General features: G+C 41.7%; 17 protein-coding genes and 2 pseudogenes. 3 read left to right on the forward strand and 16 right to left on the reverse strand.

Features of this window, described 5'->3' with window-relative positions; genetic code table 11:
* Window positions 1–77: 77 nt before the first annotated feature.
* Window positions 78–671, forward strand: coding sequence for an urease accessory protein UreG (gene ureG, locus HC246_RS18910; protein ID WP_169364993.1), 594 nt, complete (start codon window positions 78–80; stop codon window positions 669–671).
* A 72-nt stretch (window positions 672–743) separates the two neighbouring features.
* Here the strand turns inward: ureG and HC246_RS18915 are convergent, their stop codons facing one another.
* From HC246_RS18915 to HC246_RS26020, 10 genes and pseudogenes are all read right to left on the reverse strand, one after another.
* A complete protein-coding gene (locus tag HC246_RS18915; RefSeq protein ID WP_169364994.1) occupies window positions 744–1,562 on the reverse strand; it encodes an MOSC domain-containing protein in 819 nt (272 codons plus the stop codon).
* Between the two features lie 114 nt (window positions 1,563–1,676).
* Entirely contained in the window at window positions 1,677–2,375 is a 699-nt protein-coding gene (urtE, locus tag HC246_RS18920) for an urea ABC transporter ATP-binding subunit UrtE (protein WP_169364995.1), read from the reverse strand.
* Window positions 2,365–3,183, reverse strand: a complete 819-nt coding sequence (gene urtD, locus HC246_RS18925) for an urea ABC transporter ATP-binding protein UrtD (RefSeq protein ID WP_225903051.1) — start codon at window positions 3,181–3,183, stop codon at window positions 2,365–2,367. The genes urtE and urtD overlap by 11 nt, the downstream gene beginning before the upstream one ends.
* Before the next feature lie 100 nt (window positions 3,184–3,283).
* Window positions 3,284–4,372, reverse strand: a complete 1,089-nt coding sequence (gene urtC, locus HC246_RS18930) for an urea ABC transporter permease subunit UrtC (protein ID WP_169364996.1) — start codon at window positions 4,370–4,372, stop codon at window positions 3,284–3,286.
* A gap of 54 nt (window positions 4,373–4,426) precedes the next feature.
* Window positions 4,427–5,389 (reverse strand): urea ABC transporter permease subunit UrtB, encoded by a 963-nt coding sequence (urtB, locus tag HC246_RS18935; protein ID WP_169364997.1) that lies wholly within the window; start codon window positions 5,387–5,389, stop codon window positions 4,427–4,429.
* Between the two features lie 204 nt (window positions 5,390–5,593).
* Window positions 5,594–7,000: an ABC transporter substrate-binding protein gene (locus HC246_RS18940; RefSeq protein WP_169364998.1), complete on the reverse strand. Its 1,407-nt coding sequence runs from the start codon at window positions 6,998–7,000 to the stop codon at window positions 5,594–5,596.
* A gap of 115 nt (window positions 7,001–7,115) precedes the next feature.
* Window positions 7,116–7,376 (reverse strand): FmdB family zinc ribbon protein, encoded by a 261-nt coding sequence (locus tag HC246_RS18945; RefSeq protein ID WP_169364999.1) that lies wholly within the window; start codon window positions 7,374–7,376, stop codon window positions 7,116–7,118.
* A gap of 6 nt (window positions 7,377–7,382) precedes the next feature.
* Window positions 7,383–8,591, reverse strand: a complete 1,209-nt coding sequence (fmdA, locus tag HC246_RS18950) for a formamidase (protein WP_169365000.1) — start codon at window positions 8,589–8,591, stop codon at window positions 7,383–7,385.
* 403 nt (window positions 8,592–8,994) lie between these two features.
* Complete coding sequence (locus HC246_RS18955) at window positions 8,995–9,135, reverse strand: hypothetical protein (protein WP_169365001.1); 141 nt, start codon at window positions 9,133–9,135, stop codon at window positions 8,995–8,997.
* Between the two features lie 7 nt (window positions 9,136–9,142).
* Window positions 9,143–9,363, reverse strand: a pseudogene (locus HC246_RS26020) (transposase); the annotation flags it as partial.
* A gap of 194 nt (window positions 9,364–9,557) precedes the next feature.
* Between HC246_RS26020 and pdhA the strand changes: the two are divergent.
* Entirely contained in the window at window positions 9,558–10,586 is a 1,029-nt protein-coding gene (gene pdhA / locus HC246_RS18960) for a pyruvate dehydrogenase (acetyl-transferring) E1 component subunit alpha (RefSeq protein ID WP_169365002.1), read from the forward strand.
* Between the two features lie 454 nt (window positions 10,587–11,040).
* Here the strand turns inward: pdhA and HC246_RS18965 are convergent, their stop codons facing one another.
* The 4 genes and pseudogenes from HC246_RS18965 to HC246_RS27025 form a co-directional block, all read right to left on the reverse strand.
* Complete coding sequence (locus HC246_RS18965; RefSeq protein ID WP_169365003.1) at window positions 11,041–11,799, reverse strand: pentapeptide repeat-containing protein; 759 nt, start codon at window positions 11,797–11,799, stop codon at window positions 11,041–11,043.
* A gap of 28 nt (window positions 11,800–11,827) precedes the next feature.
* Window positions 11,828–12,745: an NAD(+) kinase gene (locus tag HC246_RS18970; RefSeq protein WP_169365238.1), complete on the reverse strand. Its 918-nt coding sequence runs from the start codon at window positions 12,743–12,745 to the stop codon at window positions 11,828–11,830.
* Between the two features lie 223 nt (window positions 12,746–12,968).
* Window positions 12,969–13,433 carry a heavy metal-responsive transcriptional regulator gene (locus tag HC246_RS18975; protein WP_169365004.1) on the reverse strand — a complete coding sequence of 155 codons (465 nt, stop codon included), beginning with the start codon at window positions 13,431–13,433 and terminating at the stop codon, window positions 12,969–12,971.
* Window positions 13,434–13,554: 121 nt separating this feature from the next.
* Window positions 13,555–13,821 (reverse strand): annotated as a pseudogene (locus HC246_RS27025) (hypothetical protein); the annotation flags it as partial.
* A gap of 81 nt (window positions 13,822–13,902) precedes the next feature.
* Between HC246_RS27025 and HC246_RS18985 the strand changes: the two are divergent.
* Window positions 13,903–14,961, forward strand: a complete 1,059-nt coding sequence (locus tag HC246_RS18985; protein WP_169361901.1) for an IS4 family transposase — start codon at window positions 13,903–13,905, stop codon at window positions 14,959–14,961.
* On the opposite strand, the gene HC246_RS18990 is transcribed toward HC246_RS18985, so the two are convergent.
* The gene (locus tag HC246_RS18990; protein WP_169365005.1) at window positions 14,939–15,571 is read right to left on the reverse strand and encodes a hypothetical protein; all 633 of its coding nucleotides are present in this window, start codon (window positions 15,569–15,571) and stop codon (window positions 14,939–14,941) included. The genes HC246_RS18985 and HC246_RS18990 overlap by 23 nt on opposite strands.
* Before the next feature lie 89 nt (window positions 15,572–15,660).
* On the reverse strand, window positions 15,661–15,855 hold the full coding sequence (locus tag HC246_RS18995) for a heavy-metal-associated domain-containing protein (RefSeq protein WP_169365006.1): 195 nt from the start codon (window positions 15,853–15,855) through the stop codon (window positions 15,661–15,663).
* Between the last annotated feature and the right edge of the window lie 161 nt (window positions 15,856–16,016).

Consider the following 16,016-nt stretch of genomic DNA (forward strand, 5'->3'; position numbering starts at 1 on the left):
AAGCTGCTCCATCAAAAATATTAAATGCGAATATTTAAGCGTTATCCTTAAACAGTATAGATTAAAGATAAATTTCTATGTCACCATTTCGTGTTGGAGTTGCTGGTCCCGTCGGTTCTGGAAAAACTGCCCTTGTCGATTCGCTCTGTAAATCAATGCGATCGCATTTTCAAATTGCTGTCGTGACCAATGATATTTATACTCAAGAGGATGCTCAGTTTCTCGTACGGAGTGAAGCTCTAGATCGCGATCGCATTGTTGGCGTAGAAACGGGCGGTTGCCCCCATACTGCCATTCGTGAAGATGCTTCCATGAATTTAGCGGCGATCGAGCAATTAGAACTTCGCTTTACTAATTTAGATTTAATCTTTGTAGAAAGTGGCGGCGATAATCTTGCTTCTACTTTTAGTCCTGAACTTGTGGATTTAACTTTATATGTAATCGATGTTGCTGCAGGCGATAAAATTCCGCGCAAGGGAGGACCGGGAATTACTAAATCTGATTTATTGGTAATTAATAAAATCGATCTTGCTCCCTATGTTGGTGCAGATCTTAGCGTAATGGATCGGGATGCTCAGAAAATGCGCGGCGACAAACCATTTGTTTTTAGTAATCTTAAAACTCAAGAAGGACTAGCCAAAATTACAGAATTTATTATTAGGCGAATGTAAGTAGCTAGGCTCAACTAAATATAAAACATCAAAAACTGTACCGTCTGCATAGCGGACGTTACAGTTTTTGGTTCACTCTAACCAAATTTGATCGCCACAACGAATTATTCCTTCCTGTAGGACTGAGTTGCGAATCCCTGCGATCGTTTTGTTATGTTTAGTTGTGGTTCTCAAAATATTTAAATCCGTAGGAAGCCCCATCTGAGCAATGGTTGTCACCACACATCGAGGACATGCAGTATCGATGCTCAGGCAGACTTGATCACCGATGAACATCTTACTACCCACCCAACCATCTTCAATAAATGCGGCTTCTGGATCTGTTGGCTCAATTAAGATATTCGGACGGAACCGACAAGGCTCAAAAGCTCCTTCAGGATAGATATTTTTTAGTTGAGATAATGTAGCGGTCGTAATCGCGTGAATAGGACAGGAATCAAAAAAAGTCCCTGATGGCATAAACAATTGGGTTATGATTTCCCGATTAAGCGCTCCTTCAATATCTGGCCAGTACTGATCTAAACTAGGTGCTTCAGGAGCAGAAGTAAGCAACTGCACATCTCTTCCTACTGCTTGCGAGAGAGTAGTATTGATATCAATATTGTCGCTGGTAGCTGTACTTCCATCTGGCAAGGCAAATTTAACGGCTGGCATTAAAGTTTTGGGTTTAGGCGATGATATAAACTCTGCCTGAAATCCCAGCAATTTTGCCCATTTTTTTGGATTCTTAGCACTGGCAATTCTCTCAGTTTCACAATCCCACAGGGCGTAAGCGCGATCACCTAAAAAACCCTTGAATATTACATCCACTTCATCAAGTTGCTCTCCCAGCATCGACTTGACAGGATATCGCCAAAGAGAGCGAACTGTGCCTACTAAAGCTCGAGTCATATGTTTTGTAATAACTAATAGTTTTATGGGAGTAATTCAAATAATCTACAAAAATAAGGTAATAAAAACTCTTGGACAGAATCTTTATTACCTTATTAGTTTGCTTGTGTAGTTCTAAATAGCCAAATACTGATGCACTAAATCATCGGTTAGATCAGCAGTTGCACCATTGGCGACAACGGATCCTTTCTCCATGATGAAAAACTTTTGCGCTAGCTGCTTTGCAAAGTCAACTTTCTGCTCTACGACAATTAGAGTAATCCCCTTCTCACGGTTAATCCTCTTGAGGGTGTCCTCAATTTCCTGCACAATCGAAGGCTGAATTCCTTCAGTTGGCTCATCCAAAAGCATCATTTTCGGATTGCTCATCAATCCGCGTGCGATCGCTAATTGCTGTTGTTGACCGCCGCTTAACAATCCGCCTTGACGGCTCAAATGCTGTTTGAGCATTGGAAAGAACTCGAAAATTTCATCAGGAATCTTGCGATACTTCTTCTGTCCAGCCGACATACCCAGTTTGAGATTATCTAAAACCGATAGATAAGGAATGATCTCTCGACCTTGAGGGATGTAAGCGATCCCATACCTTGCCCGTTTGTAAGTTGGAATCTTAGTGATTTCATCGGCATCAAAAACAATATTGCCCGAAAGCACTTTGTTCAAGCCAATAACGCTACGTAATAATGTCGTTTTACCAACACCATTACGCCCTAGCAAACAAGCAATATCACCCTTATTAATTGTCATGTTCACTCCAAACAAAACAGGTGTTTGTCCATAGGAAACATTAACATCACTTAGTTCAAGCAGCATCGATTTGTTCGCGTCCAAGATATACCTCAATTACTTTAGGATTTGATTGAACTTCATTGACTGATCCTTCGGTCAATTTTTCACCTTGGTGAAGTACCACAATTCTCTGAGCAATTTGTTTGACAAACTCCATATCATGCTCAATTACCACAACAGAATGATTCTGCGAAATTGTCTTGATAATTTCGCCTGTCAAATGGGTTTCGTCAGGAGTCATACCAGCAGTTGGTTCATCTAGCAATACTAAAGTTGGGTCTTGAGCAATCACCATCCCAATCTCCACCCACTGTTTTTGCCCGTGAGACAGAGATGAGACTTTAGAATAGCCTTTTTCTAAAAGCCCAACGCGATCGAGTACAGAAATTATCTTGTCTCTTTTGCCAGCCGTAAGTTTGGACTTGATTGAAGCAAAAACGCCATGAGCGCCTTTGAGCGCTAACAAGATGTTGTCGAATACTGTCAAATCATTGTAAACGTTAGGGTTTTGGAACTTACGTCCAATTCCCATACGTGCTACTTCGTAAGGACTTTGATTAGTTATATCCTTGCCATGATAGTAAACATGACCAGAAGCTACAGGAGATTTACCAACGATCGCATCAAGCAAAGTGCTTTTACCAGCTCCATTTGGTCCAATTATCGTAACAATCTCATTTTCGCCCACCTCTAAATCAACACCTTTTAATGCTTTGAATCCAGAAAAAACTACTTTGAGATCTTTAACTGACAACACAGATTGTCTATCACTAGCAACTCTGCTAGTTTCTGACACAAATTTATCGGTCTCAACTACAGAAGTTGTTTCCATGAGTTACACCTTTTCGGGATTAAGAAATATTAGATTTTGTTAACACTAACTTTACCAAAGGTTTAAATTAGCAAAAGATAGTATTGTTACATTCTAGAAACTATTCAGACCTACTCAATTGATTAGACTTTTTAGACAGGAATTTCTTTGGCAATAGGCTCATTAGTCCGTCAGGTAGAAATAAGACAACTATCATCAAAATTACTCCGACAATTAACTGCCAATCTTGAGTAATCCGATCCACTGAATTTTGGACCTGTCCAAGTAAAATCGCTGCGATGAATGGACCGAAAAGAGTTCCTCGTCCACCTACAGCAACCCAAATTACAATCTGAGTACCAAACGCAACAGCCAGATAAACTGGTGAAATAAATTTGTTTAGAGGAACAAATAAACCACCAGCAATCCCAGCAATTCCAGCAGATAGAGTCCAAATAAAGATTTTAAAATTAGCAACGTCGTAGCCAAGGTAGGAAATACGTTGTTCATTCTCTTTAATAGATCGGAGAATCAATCCAAAGTTTGATTGAGTTAACCACCAACTGCCAGCCATGACAACTGCCGCAAATCCAAGAATTATGAAATATATTCCGACTGGCGGAACAGTTATTCCAAATAAGACTAGTTTTGAAACATCAGTAATACCGTTAGTTCCGCCCGTGTAAGCCTGTTGGCTCACAAAGAAAGTCGTTAAGGCAGAGGAAATAGCGAGGGTAATAACTGTAATGTAAACACCGCTAACCTTAGAGCGAAAAATAAAGGAGCCAATCAAATAGGCAAATCCTGCTGGCAGTACTACCATTGCAAGTACAGCAACGGGAAAATACTGCAATGGCGCAATGAACCAAGGCAGTTCCTTCAAACCATTCCAAACCATGAAGTCTGGAAGTGTGCCTCCATAATTGTTTGCTGTAGCAGACAAATTTAACTTTAGATAATATGCCATCGCATATCCACCTAAAGTAAAAAACACACCATGAGCAAAGCTGAGAATACCTGTGAATCCCCAAACTAGATCTAGTGAAACGCCTAACGTTCCAAACAAGAGCAGTTTTGCCATCAGGTTGGTTTGGAATTCGCCAGCAACAAAAGGAAAGATTGTAAATATCAACAACAGTACTAAACTTGTCGCTAACCATCTCTTCGGAACATAGTTAGCCTGTCGAATGCGACCTACTACTTCTGCCATAACAAAACCTCCACTAAATTCGCACTTATTGACAAAAAGATCGATGTAAACGCTTTAACTACGCTTCTGAACTGTAAATAATCCTTCGGGACGGTAGCGAATCAATACTATTACGGCGGCTAATACGATTACTCGTGCAGTTGGATCGTTGATCAGGTAAGCAATCCCTGCGTTCGATTCGCCAATCAAAACTGCACCTGCTAAAACGCCGATTAATTTATCCACCCCACCTGTAACAACAGTCATCCAAGCGTCCACTAGATAATCTTGTCCCATTGGTGGCGCGACACTTTTTAGTGAAGAAATAACAGTACCTGCAACTCCTGCTAAACCGCATCCATAGGCAAAAGTAAGCATATCTACGAGACTAGTATTTACACCCAAGCACTTCGCCATGTCTCTGTTTTGGGTTACTGCCCGCACTTCTCTTCCCAGCTTTGTTCCGTAGAGTAGGAAAGCTGTGATTCCTAGAAGTAAAAGCGCCATGAAGATTATAAACAAGCGGTAGTAAGATATTTCAATAGCCTGTCCGCCAATTTGAAACGGAGTCCAGTTACCTCTGATGTAGGGAGGGGCTTTGACATATTTTAGTTGAGCCGTGAAAATAAGCTTAACAACGCCTTGAATCACAATACTTAATCCCCAAGTCGCCAAAAGCGTCTCCACAGCTCGCCCATATAGTCGCCGAACAATGGTTAGTTCTACAATTGCGCCAATGAATGCGGTAAACAAAAATGAAAATGGAATTGTTAATAACAAATCCATTTTGAAATTACTTTGCAACACAAACGATGTATATGCGCCGAGCATGATGAATTCACCATGTGCTAGGTTGATTATTCGCATAACTCCGAACGTTATTGAAAGTCCTAAACCTGTCAACAAAAGAATACCGATAATACCAACACCATTTAGGAGCTGATTGGTAATTGCGATCGGGTCGAATGACTTTGCTGCCGGAGTTGCCTGTGCTAAGTGTATTAACGAAGATAATGCATTAATTGGCAAGACGTTCATGGCTTTCTTAGTTGAATCATTCAGTGTTTGGTTAATTCTGGTTAAATTAACAACTTTACTTCCGACCTATAGAAAAACAATTTATAGCTTTCTAAGATATTTGAGAGGCTCACCCAAAGGGTGTGCCTCTCAAATATCTTTTTGGATTGCTATAAGCAGTCAGCGGGAGGTTGTTAAAAACAATTAGACTAGACGGAAGTCAATTTAAGTTTCCTTTAGGAACTCAACAGGAATGTCCTTCTTCGTCTCAACAATAGGGTTACTGCGATCATCTGGTGTTTTATGAACACAGAGGCGACCCTTGTAAAGAGCTTGGCTCCAAGGAATTGGTTTAACAGCTGCCTTGGTAGCAAATACAATTTCAGCCTGACCATCTGCTTTCCATTTGCCGATTCTGGAATATAGATAGGTGTGGTAATTGTCTGGATCGACCTTCACAGTCCCTTGAGGAGCCTTGAATACTTGTCCTCTGGTTGCTTCACGCAGATTAGCTGTGTTGAGGGGTTTCTTTTCTTTGGCACATTTTTCCATCGCTTGAGCCATGAAGAATGTTTGCAGATAAGCTGCTTCCATAACGCCATTGGTTACGCGATCCTTACCAAACTTCGCTTTGAACTGTTCCACAAATGCCTTGTTCTCAGGTGTGTCAACGGTTTGGAAGTAGTTGAAGCTACTGTAGTGACCTTCCGCAAACTCAGGTCCCATCGCTTGGATTTCTTCTTCTGTGGTAGGAAATGCCATGATCGGAATATCCTTGGAAGTGATCCCAGCATCTTTGAGTTGCTTGTAGAATGCAGGAATACTGTCTCCAACTAGATTGCTAAGGATGAAGTTAGGCTTGGCTTGTTTAATCTTGTTGATGATAGTGATGAACTCAGTTGTACCGAGCGCAGCATATTCGTCACCCACAACTTCACCGCCACCATTGACCAATTCTGCCTTGGCGATCCGATTGCTTTCTTTAGGATAGATGTAGTCAGAACCGATGAAGAATCCTTTCTTACCAAAGTTTTTGATGCAGTAAGGGATCGAATCGGTGATCTGTTGGTTGGGTGCAGCACCAGTGTAAATGACGTTCGAGCTACATTCGTTTCCTTCATAGTAGACAGGATAGTAAAGTAGGCTGTCCTTCTCTTCAAAAACAGGAAGAACTGATTTACGACTAGCTGATGTATAGCAACCAAGAACGCAGACAACCTTGTCTTCATCAATCAAACGCTTGGACATTTGGTTGTATAAATCCCAGTTGGAGTCAGGGTTGACGACGACTTTTTCAATCATTTGTCCGTCAATACCCTTCTTGCCAGCCCAAGGACCTGTGCCTTCATTGATTTGATCGATCGCGAGGAAAGTTGCATCCTGTAACGACTTCTCAACGATCGCGATCGTACCTGTAGTCGAATACATTACGCCAACCTTGATTCCTTTTGCACCACTTGCGGCTGGTGAGGCAGAAGAAGTTGCTCCAGTGGTAGTAGGGGTTTTAGTGTCAGGCGCAGTTGGGGTACATGCTGCAACAATACTGGTAGCAGCGGCTAGAGAACCGTACTGGATAAATCGGCGACGGGTTATCGCATTCAAAGCATCATTCGATCTATTGATCTTCTTCATCAGATGAAACACTCCTAAACTACTTTAAAACTCACACCAAAAGATATGTAATTCTGACATCAAGTATAGATTCTCATTACGAGTAAATACAAGATATCAATTCCTAACACTTAATCTAGTGGCCGACCATCCAAGGACGACTTCCAGAATGATACTGAACTCTGGGAGTCTTAGGTTCCAGATCTCGCTTAACAAGCTCTGGCTCCGAACTGACTTTTTTCATGCGTACCGTTCTAGAAAGCGTCATTGGTGGTGAAAAGATGCGGTTGCCACGACGATCACATTCTGGACAATGTGCAGGATTGCTGGACTCAGCCATTGGTCTCCACACATCAAAAACACCGCATTCTTCACATCGAAATTCATAAAGAGGCATATTTGATTAAACCGGAAGAATGTTTTTATCAAAAATTGCAGTTGGAATTGCCAGAGTACAACAGGCATTTGGGATATCCACAATACCACTAACTCTTCCTTCTATAGGCGCACAGCTTAGTAACAGATAAGCTTGTTCACCTGTATATCCGAACTTCATGAGGTAGGCGATCGCATTTAAACAAGCTTGACGGTAAGCAATATGTACATCCATGAAATATTGCTTGCCTGTAAACTCATCTACAGAAATACCTTCAAACACCAAGAACTCCGAGTAATGAGGTTCGACGGGACCTGGCTTGAAGATTGGGTTTGTCATGGCATACTTATCTACGCCGCCCTTGATGATGTCTACATGAAGATCAATGAATCCAGCCATCTCAATTGCGCCGCAGAAGGATATTTCACCATCGCCTTGAGAGAAGTGCAGATCGCCCATGGAAAGCTTGCCGCCTTCAACATATACAGGAAAATAAATGCGAGTTCCTCTGGACAGATTCTTGATATCACAGTTACCACCATGCTCACGAGGTGGGATGGTGCGGGCTGCTTCGGCGGCAACACGCTCATATTCAGACTGAGGTAAAGTACCTAGAACCGCATTGTGAGGATTTGGTAGAGCCGCTAATACCGGCACTCCATCCATATTGATGCCAGCACCATAAGTGCGGCGATCTGGTTGAGTTGCCATTAGCTCAGACTCACGCTTATTCCATTTAGCGAGTAGTTCATGGGATGGCGCACAGCCGATTAAACCAGGGTGAGTAATTCCCGCAAACTTGACACCAGGGATATGACGCGAAGTGGTGTAAATTCCCTGCAAATCCCAAATTGCTTTAGCAGGATTGGGATAGTGATCGGTTAAAAATCCACCACCGTTTTTTTGATCAAAAATGCCTGTGAATCCCCACTCATCACCTTGAAGAGCGCCAATATCAACAATATCGACAACAAGGATATCACCAGGTTCCGCGCCATTTACCCAAATTGGCCCACTTAGTACATGAACAATCGATAGATCTACATCGCGAACGTCGTCAGAACTGTCGTCATTCTTAATCTGTCCATCTGTCCAATCTTTACATTCGATCCGAAAAGTATCGCCTGGATTAACAGAGGCTATAGCAGGAATGTCTGGATGCCACCGATTATGACCAGGTAATTCTTGCTCACTCATGGGCTTAGTGAGATCAACTTTAAACAGCGTCTTTGGCATAAAATCTTTCTAGCAACTGTAAAAGAATACGAGGACAATAGAAAGTTGATCACCATAGAAAATCATGAACATCTATGTAAATGTACACAACTTAAAACTTAACCAAGTTTCAACTTCTTAATCACATACTGCGTTACTTGTTCTTTGTAATCTGTTATGTCTTATACCAAATCAGGTGAGACTTCTTTTGCCTGAATTATTCATAAGCAAGAACAAAGTCAAAAGAAAAAGCAGTACAAATACTACACAATAGTAAATAGAGATTTATTACTAGAAGATGGACTTTGTGCTTCAATTCTTAATAATAAAAATAATAAACAAATAAATTCATATCTGAGTATTCTATGAGTGCAGCTTGGGAAGGAGAATTAGAATTAGAGTTTGCAAAGAAGAATTTAACAACTCAACTACTCGAAGTTATACTGTTGCACCTTGTAAAATTTAGTGATCGCTTGTCATATTCCTGTTGAGTTGTGCGATTGCGCTTGGGTGGAATCACAGGAGTTTTACCCTGTTTCTCAAACCTCTCAATATATCTTCTCATCAGATGTTTTTGCCCATCGACTAAACCTTGTATGTACTACTCGAAAATCCTCAAATCTCTCTAGCAAGTTTCGCCAAGGGATTCCTCCTCAGTAGCGATATAACACTGCCTCAACAAACAATCGGTTGTCATTGGTGGTGACTACAACAGTCCCTTCTCTGCCCGCGGCAATAAGTTTTTGATCATCTCCCATTGGTCATCTCTTAGGGCATATCGGCGGGCTGTCATATCGGTTTATGTTTTGATTCTCACCTTTTTCTTCCTCCAGTTTACCTAATTGATTACACGCCCTTGGATTAATTTGCCACAAAAAACCGATTATGCCGATCGCACGCTAATGGCATAAAGCTGTACTGCAATAGTCATTCGCTGCTAGACTAGCAAAAGAAAAATTTTTAACGATTAGCACAAGTACTGAATCGATGCCTCAAGACACTGTTGCGCCTGTTGCGACCTCTGCACTTAATCTCACTACAGAAGAAGTCCTCACCATCTACGAAGATATGGTACTGGGACGGACTTTTGAAGATAAGTGCGCTGAGATGTATTATCGCGGAAGAATGTTTGGGTTTGTGCATTTGTACAATGGTCAAGAAGCCGTTGCTACTGGTGTGATTAAGGCAATGCGCCCCGATGACTATGTGTGTAGCACCTACCGCGATCACGTTCATGCCCTCAGTGCAGGTGTCACAGCCAATGAAGTCATGGCGGAGCTTTTTGGTAAAGAAACAGGATGCAGTAAGGGGCGTGGCGGCTCTATGCACATCTTCTCTGCGAAGAATAACTTCTTGGGTGGCTATGCCTTCGTTTCTGAAGGTATCCCCGTAGCAGCAGGAGCAGCATTTCAGTCTAAATATCGCCGAGAGGTAATGGGCGATCCTAATGCTGACCAAGTAACCGCTTGTTTCTTTGGTGATGGCGCAAGTAATAATGGTCAATTTTTCGAGACCCTAAATATGGCGGCTTTGTGGAAGTTGCCTATCATTTTTGTAATTGAAAATAATGACTGGGCGATCGGCATGAAGCATGTTCGCGCAACTTCTGATGTCCGTATCCATAAGAAAGCAGAAGCTTTTGGTATGCCCGGGTTTGAAGTTGATGGCATGGATGTAGTCGAAGTACGGAAATATGCTCAAGAGGCAATCCGTCGCGCTCGTGCGGGTGAAGGTCCTACGGTTTTAGAATGTATGACCTATCGCTTTAGAGGTCACTCCCTCGCTGACCCCGATGAGCTACGCAGCAAGGAAGATAAGGATAAATGGTTTGGTCGCGATCCTATTAAAATTTTCTCTAGTCGTGTTATTGAGCATGGATTAGTTGATGAAAGCCAATTAAAGGCGATCGACAAGAAGATCCGTGATGTCGTGGAGGAATGTGTTCGCTTTGCGGAAGAATCTCCTGAACCCGATCCTAAGGATCTATTCCGTTATCAATTCGCTGAAGACGAATAAAAAAGAAGGGACGCAAAGCGTCCCTTCTTTTTTATTTAACGCGAGTTCGGGATAATTTAAAACGGGCTTTGAGAGAGGGTTTGCGTAGCAAACCCTCTCTCAAAGCCCAAAAGTAAAAGCCTTGCGTAGCAAGGCTTTTACTTTTGGGCTTTTAAAATTTGCTAGCTTAACCCGAACTGACTTTATTTACTGATGTTATAGTTGTTTTAAATAATTTGCAGAGGGGCTTCGACTCCGCTCAGCCATCGGTGTAAGCTAGCTGAGCGAAGTCGAAGCTGTAGTTCTTATTTGAATTATCTATACGTGGAAGGAATTCCTGCGATGTTGAAGGATTTGGGCTGGCACGGGGGCACAGCCCCTACCAAAAATTTTAATTATTCAGGTAGGGGCAAATCCCCCCGTGGTTGCCCCGCTAAGATTTGCGCTGCACAAATAGCACAAGTCCGCAATGTTTTTATAACTTACATTTTGTGATCTGAGCTTGTTCCCAATTAACCTCATTGGTAATCGCATTAGTAAAATCACAACTCACTAGGGTTGCCTTGTGAAATGAAGCTTGAGTCAAATCAGCATATTGAAACTTTGTACCTATGGCTGTACGTGAGGTATTAATCGCGAGGCGAAATAAGTAGAGACTGCCAAAAATTTGTAATGGCTCGATCGCTAAAAATGTTAGTAAGGCAACGAGGCTATTAGATGTTATGGAATTGGAGATAGCATTGAAAGCACCAGATACTAATATTTTCGTAAATGTTGAACCAAAATATCCCGATACAAAGGCAACAAGTAGGGAAATAGGAATTGCCGTAAGAATACTCTTGGTATGAGAGAGGGCAAAGTTACTGGTAAAGGCGATCGCAAAACCAACGGCAAATACCACAATTGCGATAATCGCAACCCAATAGATTGTATTGCGATTAACAATTCCTGCCCCAAAGATGAAAGTAAGGATAAAGGTGATCAGCAGGATCGTCGAAATTAAGGCTGTTCCCGCAAACATCAAGGCGATCGCAAATGAAACACAATTAGCGATCGCAATCTGACGTGGACTCCTGCCAGTCCGCACATTGGCAAAATTGGCAAATTTCAGTTGCGATCGATAAAAGTCACATCCACGCAGGTCAGCGCCACTAAAGTCAGCACCGACCAAATTTCTACCTTTAAAGGAGCGATCGCGCAAATTTTGGTTTGCAAAGTTAAGACTTTGACTCATAGCGTCCTTGGATATGCTTTGAGTGATTTTAAGCCCAATCGTCTGAAGTTGGCTTAGAAATATGTGGCAAGCCCCAACCTAACTTCTCGCGCAGAACCTTAAAGAATTCACCTTTTTGTAAGCGAATGAACCTCGCAGGATAGCGCGATCGTTCAACTTCAACCCGATAATCAGGATAGACATAGCATCCAGCATTACCATCAACTACTAATACTAAACGATGACGATTAGCAGGAGTAACGATCGCTTTTTCGGTATTAGCAAAGACTAAAGCCCGTGATGCCATCGAATGAGCACAAATGGGAATTAGCTGAAAGACAGGAATTCCAGGTTCGATGACAGGCCCCCCCGCAGAGAGTGCATAGGCTGTCGAACCTGTGGGTGTAGAAATAATTACGCCATCCGCCGCAATATCCACAGGAATATGACGACCAATCTGTACCTCAAAGTGACACATACTGGTCAAGGGTTCACGGTGTAATACCATCTCATTAAGTGACAAAGCCTCCCATAGCAAGCCTTTACTGTCGTAAACCCGCACTGTCATCATCGATCGCTGCTCAACCACATATTGCCCCTCGACAACTTGGGAGAGTGCTTCTTCCCAAGCCGTCAAATAGGTTTCGGTTAAGAAACCCATATGTCCCGTATTAACGTTGAGCAATGGTAAGCCCAATGGTGCAATTTGGCGACAAGCTGACAATACTGTACCGTCTCCTCCCAAGGCGACCACAAACATAATGTCGCGGTCAAAGCCCAAAGGAACTAAGCTCTCGATAGGGGTGTGACAAACGGGAGCATCTGGCTTGCCATAGCCCAAAATACCGCCATTTCCCGTAGCCAGCACAGTCTGAATGTTACGCTTTTCGAGCCACAACTTCATATCCGATGCTACTTGCTCGGCAACTGGTTTTGCGTCGTTATAGACAATACCGACTTTTGGCACGCTCAATGACTACCTAAAACTATTCAAAAAATTTGTCAGTTTGGTAATTATAGCTTTTAGCAATTAGCTTTTAGCAATTAGCCTTTAGGGATTTGGTCACAACCAACCTAAAAGAGACTAGTTGATAAATGAAATTTTTGAATAAAATCGAGTTTCACCCGATTCCCCATATAAGTGAATATTATCAATTTTCTTCTTTTTGACATCTCTCCGATTTACCTATTTAGCCATATTTTTTTAGGGAAGGCATACCATTGTGACCTGCTAATTCTTTGACTTCGGCAAGTTCAATTATGGGGCAGATTGTTTCAGCATTCTCCGAGACTAATGGTTCACCAACAAGGAGTGCCTCTAAATCAGAGCGCAGAGTTAGTAACTGCTGAATTTGGTGATCGACTTCAGCGATTTTATCTTGGAGTTTGACCTTGACATGAACACAAGGTAACTCGCCTTGATCATGGATGGATAGAAACTCTTTGATTTCCGATAAACTCAAGCCTAGACTTTGAGAACGTTTAATAAAACTGAGGCGATTAATGACATTATTTGCAAATAATCGAAATCCACCTTCAGTTCTTCCTGATGATTCTAATAGACCTAGCTCCTCATAATAGCGAATTGTTTTGATAGGAATACCGCTTTCTTTGGCGATCGTACCAATTTGTTTGAGTTCCTCTTGAGCTTGCATATCTCTTTTCTCTCTGTTTTTGTGTTTTTAGGGATTACGCAAAAGTACCTTAAAAATCTGATTTTATCGTAGGGGCAATTCATAAATTGCCCCTACATTTAGAATTACCACAACCATTCTATCAATCACGCACATGAATCCCAAAATCAGCCGTGACAATTTTGCCATTGCGGTTAAACTGACCCCAGAGCTTATATTCTCCAGATTTTGGGAACTTAGTCATGAAAGTAACTTTCCCTTCAGATCTACTATCTAATGCATGGGCATGAATATAATCAGAGGCAGTCAATGGGGTTGATTTTTTGATGATCACAAGGTGTCCTTTTTCCCCTAAGTAGGGTTGTAAATCATTAATCGGCTGATTAGTGTCAATATCTTTAAGCTCAAAGGCTTAGTACAGGACAAAAAGTTGCAAAAGTAGGCAGGGAGGGGTTTTATAAAAGATAACCACATCGTAAATAAAACCCCTATGAAAGAGATTAACCTATTCCGAGAAAAGTTGCAGCAACATCTGCAATGGAATAGAGCAAGACTAGCCTTTGTGTCCATGTTCTTGATCGCGCTAATGCGAGTAAAGACAGTAAACCTAGCTGAAATTGCCACAGGATTTAGTGGTTATGCCAAAGTCGAATCACACTATAAGAGGTTACAGAGATTTTTTCGAGACTTTGAAGTGGACTATGAAAAGATCGCACTCATGGTCGTCAAAGTCATGCAAATCCCCGAACCTTGGGTAATTTCTATCGACCGCACCGATTGGGAATTCGGTAAAACCGTGTTTAATGTGCTGACATTGGGAATAGTGCATTACGGTATTGCATTCCCGTTGGTATGGATGATGCTGGACAAAAAAGGTAACTCAAACACCCGTGAGCGCTGTGAATTGTGTAATCGATTTCTGGAAATATTTGGAGACCGCAAAATCGACTTTTTGAGTGCAGACCGAGAGTTTGTCGGTGAGGATTGGTTAGATTACTTGTTGTGTGAACCATGTAACCGTTTTCGTATCCGCCGTAAAAATACTTTGCTCAATGACGGGCAGAAAAAACTGCGTGCCGACATTTGTTTTCAAGACCTCCAAGTTGGTCAGTCCAAAGTATTGTCCAAGCCCAGAAAGGTTTGGAACCATTGGCTTCGTATAGCCGCTATGCGTCTTGATGATGGCGATTTATTAATTGTCGCGACGACTCATGACCCTGATACGGCTATTGCTGACTATGCTAAGCGTTGGGCTATTGAGACTTTATTCGGGTGCTTTAAAACCCGTGGCTTTTGTTTGGAGTCCACTCATCTTCAAGATCCTGAACGTCTTTCCAAACTAATTGCTTTGCTTACTCTGGCTTTATGTTGGGCTTTTTCTTCTGGGCTTTGGTTGGCTCAACTAAATCCCCTCAAGCCTAAAAAACACGGTCGTCTTCCTAAAAGCATTTTTCGCCTTGGTTTTGATTTCCTTCGTCACATCATCTTTGACTTACATCTCAATTCTCAAGCCTTCTTTAACTCCATTAAATTTTTGTCCTGTACTTAGGCTCAAAGGTTAAGGTCACTTCCTCACTGGCTTTTATATGATCTTGAGAACTGCTCAAATTAATATGGGTTTTGCCAAATGTCTTGGTGCGATCGAAGTTAATCGGTTTATCCGATGGACTTTCACCAATAACTTGTGTTTTGAGAACGGAAATTTGTTCTAGAGACTGAGCAGGCTTGTAGTCGCTAAACAAGGTGTATTTTCCCGCCTGTGGAAAGTTCGCCGACACTTTAAATCGTCCATTGTGTTGGTAGCTGGGATGAATATGATCAAAGAACTGAAGATCATCACTGACAACAATCAAATGCATCAGCTTCTCTTGAAACACCTCAAATTTTTCAACGGCTTTACCATTGAGGTCTTGAACATCGATCAATAATGGCACAGTAGTATTAGGAAGTATATTCAGGGGAGTCGTCAACTTTGCCTCAGCAATTGTTGTTTCCGATGATGTCTTTTGGTGGTCACTATGTTCTCCATGCTTATTAGCATGATTGTCTTTAGCAACAGATTTTGGTTCTTCGGCATTAGATATGGTGGACAATGAGGAGCAAGCTTGAGTCAATGCCAAAACAGAAGTCAATGCGATCGCAGTAATTAGTTTGTTCATCGTAGTTATTCCTTAATTTATAATGCTTTTGCGGGTTAAAGAGCGATAGAAATATGCGTTCAGATTTGAACACATATTTCTATAAATGATTAAGCAGCTGGATAGCCAACGTTAATTAGAGCTTCTCGAATTGCTGACTCCGATGCTTGAGTTTCGACAACAATCAGTTTTGTCTTGGTATTAGCTTGAACTTCTGCATTAGCATCAACGTTTTTAATTGCGGCTGTAACTGTATTGACACAGCTAGAACAAGCAAGAGTAGGGGTGTTGAGTTGAATAGTCATAGTTTTAGATAACCTCTATTGATAGACTGAAAAGAGAAACTGAAGAATGACTTCTCTATCTGAAAACAACTCTACATTCTCTATTCGACTGGAGAGTCAAGGGGGATAAACAAAAAAAGAAGTGATGCAAAGCATCACTTCTTTTTTAAGGAGAGATAAAA

The organism is Pseudanabaena yagii GIHE-NHR1 (assembly GCF_012863495.1).
Classification (GTDB): domain Bacteria; phylum Cyanobacteriota; class Cyanobacteriia; order Pseudanabaenales; family Pseudanabaenaceae; genus Pseudanabaena; species Pseudanabaena yagii.